At 65.8% G+C, this 7,308-nt stretch carries 7 protein-coding genes; 5 read left to right on the top strand and 2 right to left on the bottom strand.

Annotated elements, in window-relative coordinates:
* The coding region (locus Q8M82_RS03675) for an efflux RND transporter permease subunit (protein WP_305690028.1) at positions 1–1,220 on the bottom strand (1,220 nt) is incomplete at its 3' end.
* A 16-nt stretch (positions 1,221–1,236) separates the two neighbouring features.
* Positions 1,237–2,346: an efflux RND transporter periplasmic adaptor subunit gene (locus Q8M82_RS03670; protein ID WP_305690027.1), complete on the bottom strand. Its 1,110-nt coding sequence runs from the start codon at positions 2,344–2,346 to the stop codon at positions 1,237–1,239.
* 78 nt (positions 2,347–2,424) lie between these two features.
* On the opposite strand from Q8M82_RS03670, the gene Q8M82_RS03665 reads away from it, so the two are divergent.
* The 5 genes from Q8M82_RS03665 (at position 2,425) to phnE (Q8M82_RS03645) (ending at position 6,984) form a co-directional block, all read left to right on the top strand.
* The gene (locus tag Q8M82_RS03665; RefSeq protein WP_305690026.1) at positions 2,425–3,090 is read left to right on the top strand and encodes a TetR/AcrR family transcriptional regulator; all 666 of its coding nucleotides are present in this window, start codon (positions 2,425–2,427) and stop codon (positions 3,088–3,090) included.
* Positions 3,091–3,219: 129 nt separating this feature from the next.
* On the top strand, positions 3,220–4,038 hold the full coding sequence (gene phnC / locus Q8M82_RS03660; RefSeq protein ID WP_305690025.1) for a phosphonate ABC transporter ATP-binding protein: 819 nt from the start codon (positions 3,220–3,222) through the stop codon (positions 4,036–4,038).
* Positions 4,039–4,106: 68 nt separating this feature from the next.
* On the top strand, positions 4,107–5,024 hold the full coding sequence (gene phnD, locus Q8M82_RS03655; protein ID WP_305690024.1) for a phosphonate ABC transporter substrate-binding protein: 918 nt from the start codon (positions 4,107–4,109) through the stop codon (positions 5,022–5,024).
* Positions 5,025–5,251: 227 nt separating this feature from the next.
* Entirely contained in the window at positions 5,252–6,133 is an 882-nt protein-coding gene (gene phnE / locus Q8M82_RS03650) for a phosphonate ABC transporter, permease protein PhnE (protein ID WP_305690023.1), read from the top strand.
* Entirely contained in the window at positions 6,130–6,984 is an 855-nt protein-coding gene (gene phnE, locus Q8M82_RS03645; protein ID WP_305690022.1) for a phosphonate ABC transporter, permease protein PhnE, read from the top strand. Before phnE (Q8M82_RS03650) ends, phnE (Q8M82_RS03645) begins: the two co-directional genes overlap by 4 nt.
* Positions 6,985–7,308: the final 324 nt, after the last annotated feature.

The raw sequence follows: 7,308 nt of genomic DNA, 5'->3' as shown, positions 1-7,308 counted from the left end.
TCCAGCACGACGATGGCGTCGTCGACGACCAGCCCGATCGCCAGCACCATCGAGAGCAGGGTCAGCGTGTTGACCGTGAAGCCGAAGGCATACATCAGCGCGAACGAGCCCACGAGCGACACCGGGATGGTGACGAGCGGGATCAATGTCGCGCGCAGCGAACGCAGGAAGACGAAGATGATCAGGACGACGAGGACAACCGCCTCGAGGATCGTCGTGTAGACGGCCTGGATCGAACGGTCGATGAAGACCGAGCTGTCATAAGAGGTCGCGATCGTCATGCCGTCCGGCAGATCCTCGATGATCTCCGGCAGCGCGGCCCGGACACCGCTGGATACGTCCAGCGGGTTGGCGGTCGCCTGCTTGACGATGCCGATCGTGACGGAGGACTTGCCCGAGAACCAGGCGGCATTGCGCTCGGCCAGAGCACCGAGTTCGACGCGCGCGACGTCACTCAGCTTGATCGGGAAGTTGTTGGCGTCCTTGATGACGATCTGCTGGAACTGCTCCGGCGTCGTCAGCCCGGTTTGCGAGAGGACCGTGAATTCGCGGTTGTTGCTTTCGATCCGTCCCGACGGGATCTCGACGTTCTGGGCCCGGACCGCCGCCTCGATCTCCTGAACCGTGATGTTGTAGGCCGACATCCGGGCCCGATCGAGCCAGATGCGCATGGCGTAGCGCCGCTCGCCGCGGATCTGCACCTCGGCCACGCCGGTGATGTTCTGCACGCGGTCGGTGATGAACCGGTCGGCGAAGTCGGTCAGCTCCAGCGGATTATGGCGCGAACTGACCAGTGAGAGGAACAGGATCGGCTGCGCGTCTGCCTCGACCTTGGCGATGATCGGCTCGTCGATCTCGGTCGGCATGCGGCCGCGCACGCGGCTGACGCGGTCGCGCACGTCGGACGCCGCGACATCGGGGTCGACATCGGGCCGAAAGCGGACCGAGATGTTGCTCTGCTCCTGTCGACTGGTCGAGGAGATGATCTCGATGCCCTCGATGCCTGCGATCGAGTTCTCCAGGATCTGCGTGACCTGCGTCTCGATGATCTCGGCGCTGGCGCCGGTGTAGACCGTGCGCACCGAGACGACCGGCTCGTCGATATTGGGATATTCGCGCACCGTCAGGCGCGTATAGGACACCGCGCCGATCAGCAGCACCAGCAGGCTCAGCACGGTCGAGAAGACCGGCCGGCGGACGAACATGGCGAAGAGGCTCATGGCGCGGGGTCTCGGCTCAGGGGCTCGTCGGCGCGACGGGCAGCGCGCTGGTCTGCACGGGCGGCGCAGTGTTCTTGATCGAGACGGTCGCGCCGTCCCTCAGCCGCATCTGCCCGGAACTGACCACCTGCATCTGCGGCGTCAGACCTTTCAGAACCTCGACCTTGCCGGGCAGGCGCTTGCCGAGTTCCACGGCGACGCGCTTCGCCTTCCCGTTCTCGACGATGAAGACGACCTTGCCGATGCCGTCCGGCACCACGGCGGATTCCGGGATCAGCATCGCGTTTTCGCGCTGGTCGACGACGATGGTGACGCGGGCGAAGAGGCCTGGCTTCAGCACCAGGTCCCCGTTGGGCACCGTGGCCCGCAGCCGGATCGCACGGCCATTGATGTCGACGACGGGATCGACTGCGAAGATCCGGCCCTGGAAATCCCTGTTGGGGACGGCGTCGACCTTGAGGCTGATCGTCTGGCCGACCTTCACCTGAGCCAGGAAGATTTCGGGCACCCGGAAATCGACCTTGATCGGATCGATGTTGGTGAGCGTGATCAGCTGCTTGCCCACCGCGACATAATCGCCGACGCTGACCGCACGCAGGCCGACGACGCCGTTGAAGGGCGCGATCAGCGTCGATTGCGCCAGCTTCGCCTGCGACAGCTGCACCCGCGCCTCGGCGGCGGCGAGCTTGGCGGTGGCTTCGTCGAGCGCCACCTGCGTGCCGACGCCGCGTTGGCTGAGCGAGCGGTTGCGCTCGAAAGTGTCTCGCGCCAGTCCGAGATCGGCCTGCTGCTGCTTGAGTTCGGCGTCGAGGATCGCGGTGTCGAGCTTGACCAGCACCTGCCCCTTCTCGACGCGCTCGCCCTCCTTGAAGCCGAGCGCGGTCACACGGCCGGCGATTTCGGGAGCGATCACGACCGACTCGTCCGCGGCGAGCGTGCCCAGCGCCTCGACCTCCTCGTTCACGGTCCCGCGTTCGATCTTCGCCACCTCGACCGGCACGCCGGCGCGCGGCGCGGCCGGAGCCGCAGCCTGGGCCGGCGCCTTCGACTTCTCGTAGTGGCGATAGCCGTAGTAGCCTCCGACCGCGAGGCCGACGAGCAGGAGCAGATAGACGAACCGCTTCATTGAACTGGACGCTCCGATGCGACAGGTTTATTTTAGACTGGACGGTCCAGTTTGATAAGGGGTCCGAAGGGCAGAACGATGACAGACGCTGCCGAAGCGGAATTGTCTGCCTCCGGCGAGCCGGATGCAAGGAGCCTGCCGTCACGATTGCGGGTGGACAAGCACAACGCCATACTGCGCGCCGCCTCCGCGATGTTCCTCGCCGAAGGCTACGACCGCGTGACGCTCGACCAGATCGCCCAGCGCGCCGGCGTCTCCAAGCAGACCATCTACAGCCACTTCGCCGACAAGGACGCGCTGTTCCGCGCGATCTGCACGCAACTTGCTGAAAAATTGACGATTCCGCTCCGTCGGCCGGTCGCGGAGGCGGACCTGCGCAGCGCCCTCGTCAGGCTCGGCGAGGACGCTCTGGCGATGATGCTGAATCCGCATTCCCTCGATCTCCACCGTCTCGTCATGAGCGCCGCGACGCGCTTTCCCGAACTCGGTCAGGCCGCTTACGAGGCCGGGGCGCTGCGGATCATCGACGACCTTTCGGCGCTCCTGCGGCAGCGTTCACATATCGGTGATGGTCTGGCGCGGCCGCTGGACGAGGCACGCTCCCGGGTGCTGGCGGAGCAGTTCGTCGGCATGCTCCGAGGCTTCCATCAGCATCGGGCCCTGATGAACGTCGAGCAGACGCCCCCCGACCTCCGCGCCGCCTATGTCCGCGATTGCGTCGATCTGCTGCTGCGAGGCGCCTGACGGCCCAAAACGCCGTCACCGGCCTGTCATCTGCCGTGTTTAGCAATCCTTCATCAAGGAGCGTGAGCCCGGCGGCATGACCTGCCTCGGGCCGAACTCATGCTCGCCTCTGAACGCGGGACCGCGATCATGCTGCGCATCGAAGGTCTGACCAAGCGCTTCGGCGTCAATGCCGCTGTCGACAACGTCACGCTCTCCATTCCCCGAGGCGAGATGGTCGGCATCATCGGCCGGTCGGGAGCGGGCAAGTCGACCTTGCTGCGCATGCTCAACCGCCTCGCCGACCCCAGCGCAGGCCGCATCGTCTCCGGCGACCGCGACGTCACAGCCCTGAAGGGCGCGCCACTCCGCCGCTGGCGCCGCGATACGGCGATGATCTTTCAGCAGTTCAACCTCGTCGGCCGGCTCGACGTGCTGACCAATGTCCTGCTCGGCCGGCTCGACCACCGCTCCGCCGCGCTGACCCTGGTCAAGAGCTTCTCCCGCGACGACAAGATCCGCGCCATCGCCGCCCTCGAGCGTCTCGACATGGGCCATCTGCTCGCCCAGCGCGCCGAAACCCTCTCCGGCGGCCAGCAGCAGCGTGTCGCCATCGCCCGCGCCCTCGTCCAGGAGCCGCAGATCATCCTCGCCGACGAGCCGATCGCCTCGCTCGACCCGCGCAACACCCAGGTGGTGATGGATGCGCTTTTTCGGATCAACCGCGAGGACGGCATCACCGTCGTCTCGAACCTGCATCACCTCGATATCGCGTCGAAATACTGCGACCGGCTGATCGGCATGGCCGCCGGCAAGGTCGTCTTCGACGGCCCGCCGCACCAGCTCACCAGCGAGGTCGCCGCCAAGCTCTACGGCATCGAGGCCAAGGATGCCGGCGCCGAGGCGCTCGATCAGCTCGAGGCCATCGCCAGCGAAGAGGCGCAGCGCGCCAAGCAGAACGTCGCCTGAGCCGCCCGCGCCCGCGCCCGCCGACCGAACCACACTTCCAACGACCCGACTGCAACAGGAGCAAAACCATGCTGACCCGCCGTCATACCCTGACGCTCGCCGCTGCCGGCCTCGCCGCCTCGCTTGCCGCCCCCGCCTTCGCCCAGGATTGGAAGGCGAAGTATCCGGAACTCGTCTTCGCCATCATCCCGGCCGAGAACGCCTCGGGCGTCGTCGAGCGCTACACGCCCTTCGTGAACTACCTCGCCAAGGAAATCGGCACCAAGGTGACGCTGCGCATCGCCAACGACTATGCCGCCCTGATCGAGGGCCAGCGCGCCGGCAACATCCATATCGGCATGTACGGTCCGTCCTCCTTCGCCCGCGCGCTGATGACCGGCGCGAAGATCGACGCTTTCGCGATCGAGACCAACATCGACGGCACCAAGGGCTACTACTCGGTCTTCTACGTGAAGAAGGACTCGCCCTACCAGAAGATCGAGGATCTGAAGGGCAAGAACCTCGGCCTGGTCGACCCGAATTCGACCTCGGGCAACAACGTCCCGCGCTTCGCGCTCGATGGCATGAAGATCGATCCCGAGAGCTATTTCGGCAAGGTGGTCTACACCGGCAGCCACGAGAACGCGGTCATCGCGCTCGGCCAAGGCACCGTCGATGTCGCCGCCAACTGGTGGAACGACGAGCAGGAATCCAACCTGCAGCGCATGGCCCGCAAGAACATGGTCAAGGCCGAGGATTTCCGGATCATCTACAAGTCCGAGCAGATCGTGAACTCGCCGATGGCCTATCTGACCGAGCTGCCGACCGAGCTGAAGGCCAAGATCAAGGACGCGGTGCTCAACCTCGCCACCAAGGACAAGGCGGCCTTCGACAAGATCTATGAGGGCAAGCAGGGTCCGCTCCAGGCCGTCGACAACAAGGCCTACGACCCGATCATCGAACTCAACAAGTTCGTCGACGCGCTGCGCCGCAAGAAGGCCTCGTAGAGGCTAACCCGCGCCGTCGGACCAGCGCAGCGCGGGGAACCCTCTCCCGAAGGGAAAGGGCAGCAGGGTGAGGGGTCGTCCGTTTGACGCCTTGGCCGTGACCTCACCGCAACCCACTGCTGCAAAAGGCGGCGTTCGACTGGTCCAACGACCGACACCTCACCCCTGCCCCTCTCCTTACAGGAGAGGGGTTCCCCGCGCCCGACCGGCAACGGATTCAACGATCCATGACCCTCGCGATCGACCGCGACGATCCCGCGATCACGGCCCATGCCGCGGCCTATGCCGGCGCCATGGCCGCCAAGCGCCGCCAGACGCTCATCGGTGCGGCCGTCCTCGCCGTGCTCGTCTGGCTCTCCGCCATCGGCTCGGAGGTCGATCTCGGCAAATTCGCAGACAATGCCTGGCGCTTCCCGAAATACATCCTCGAGACCATGCCGGTGCTGCGCTGGAACAGCCTCGGCGCCGATCTCGCCGAATGGTTCTGGGGCTGGAAGGGCTGGCTCAAGCTGCTCTGGCAGACCGTGCTCATCGCCTATGTCGGAACGATCCTCGGCGCGCTCGGCGGCTTTCTGCTCTGCTTCGTCGCCGCCGCCAATCTCGGGCGCTCGGGCTGGGCCCGCTTCGTGGCGCGGCGCTTCCTCGAATTCTGCCGCACCGTTCCTGAGATCGTCTTCGCGCTGATCTTCGTCATCGCCTTCGGCCTCGGTCCGCTGCCGGGCGTGCTGGCGATCGCCATCCATACCATGGGCGCGATGGGCAAACTGTTCTCCGAGGTCGTCGAGAACATCGACATGAAGCCGGTGGACGGGCTCACCGCGACGGGCGCCGGCTGGTGGCAGACGATCCGTTTCGCGATTGTCCCCCAGGTGCTCTCCAATTTCGCCAGCTACGCGCTGCTGCGCTTCGAGATCAATGTCCGCGGCGCCTCGATCATGGGCTTCGTCGGCGCCGGCGGCATCGGCCAGGACCTGATCGAAGCGATCCGCAAATTCTACTTCACCGATGTCAGCGCCATCCTGCTGCTGATCATCGTCACGGTGATGCTGATCGATTTCGGCACCGAGCGGTTGCGCCACGCGCTGCTGAGCCTGGAGCACGGCAAATGAGCCTCGCCCTGTCCCCCGCCGAACAAGCCGCGCTCGTCGCCCGCCACCAGGCCGCCATCGGCGGCTCGCTGCAGACGAAGCTGACCACCGGCGCTGTCGTCGCCGTGCTGATCGGTCTCTTCGTCTATGGCGTCAGCACCTTCGAGGTCTCGATCTGGCGGATCCTGTCGGGGCTCAGTAACCTCGGTACCTTCGTGGTGCTGATGCTGCCGCCCGACCCCGGCTCCTTCGCCCGCGCGATCATCTTCGTGAAGGCGCTGTTCGAGACGATCGCGATCGCCTTCCTCGGCACCATCCTGGCCGCGATCCTCGCCTTCCCGCTCGGCTTCATCGCCGCTCGCAACGTCGTCGCCAACAAGATCGTGCATTTCTTCGCGCGCCGCTCGCTCGACACCGTGCGCGGCGTCGATGCGCTGATCTGGGCGCTGATCTGGATCAACGTCGTTGGTCTCGGCCCCTTCGCCGGCATGCTCGCGATCATGACCAGCGATCTCGGCGCCTTCGGCAAGCTCTATTCGGAGGCCATCGAATCCGCCGACCGCAAGCCGGTCGAGGGCGTGACCTCGATGGGCGGCAACAAGCTCCACGAGATCCGCTTCGGCCTGATCCCGCAGGTGTTGCCGGTGATCGCGAGCCAGGTGCTCTACTACATCGAGTCCAACACCCGCTCCTCGACCATCATCGGCATCGTCGGCGCCGGCGGCATCGGCCTCTACCTCGCGGAGACCATCCGCACGCTCGAATGGCAGCAGGTCTCCTTCCTGATCCTGCTGATCCTGGCCGCCGTCACCGCGATCGACTTCCTCTCGTCCAAGCTGCGCTTCGCGATCATCGGCAAGCGCGCGATCTGAATCACACCGAAACCCCCGACCGGCTGAACGCCGCGGGGTTTCGGGCTCTACGAATGCGTATCCAAGGGGATGCGCGGGACGATGGTGGCGTCGCAGTCGACGGCTGCGTGCCGATGTCGATGTCGAATGTCGTGTCGAAGCAGCGCCAACAGCCGCTACCTCGTCCCGCGCGCAGGTGTTTTCTGCCGACCAGATCGCCTTCTGGTTATCCGGGTCTCGGGTCGCGCGGCCTGACTCACCCGCGCGATGGCGATCTGCGCCTCCGCCGCCTTCGGCCCGCAACGGCCGCAAGCGACGAAACCCGCAAACCCCGCCCGGCCGCAC

The organism is Allobosea sp. (assembly GCF_030694325.1).
Lineage (GTDB): Bacteria > Pseudomonadota > Alphaproteobacteria > Rhizobiales > Beijerinckiaceae > Allobosea.
This window is presented reverse-complemented; position numbering and strand designations above follow the sequence as displayed.

Bases quoted from the DNA above. Each gene is read 5' to 3' on its own strand.
- Q8M82_RS03670 (WP_305690027.1), bottom strand. From the start codon at position 2,346: ATGAAGCGGTTCGTCTATCTGCTCCTGCTCGTCGGCCTCGCGGTCGGA.
- Q8M82_RS03665 (WP_305690026.1), top strand. From the start codon at position 2,425: ATGACAGACGCTGCCGAAGCGGAATTGTCTGCCTCCGGCGAGCCGGAT.
- phnC (WP_305690025.1), top strand. From the start codon at position 3,220: ATGCTGCGCATCGAAGGTCTGACCAAGCGCTTCGGCGTCAATGCCGCT.
- phnD (WP_305690024.1), top strand. From the start codon at position 4,107: ATGCTGACCCGCCGTCATACCCTGACGCTCGCCGCTGCCGGCCTCGCC.
- phnE (WP_305690023.1), top strand. From the start codon at position 5,252: ATGACCCTCGCGATCGACCGCGACGATCCCGCGATCACGGCCCATGCC.
- phnE (WP_305690022.1), top strand. From the start codon at position 6,130: ATGAGCCTCGCCCTGTCCCCCGCCGAACAAGCCGCGCTCGTCGCCCGC.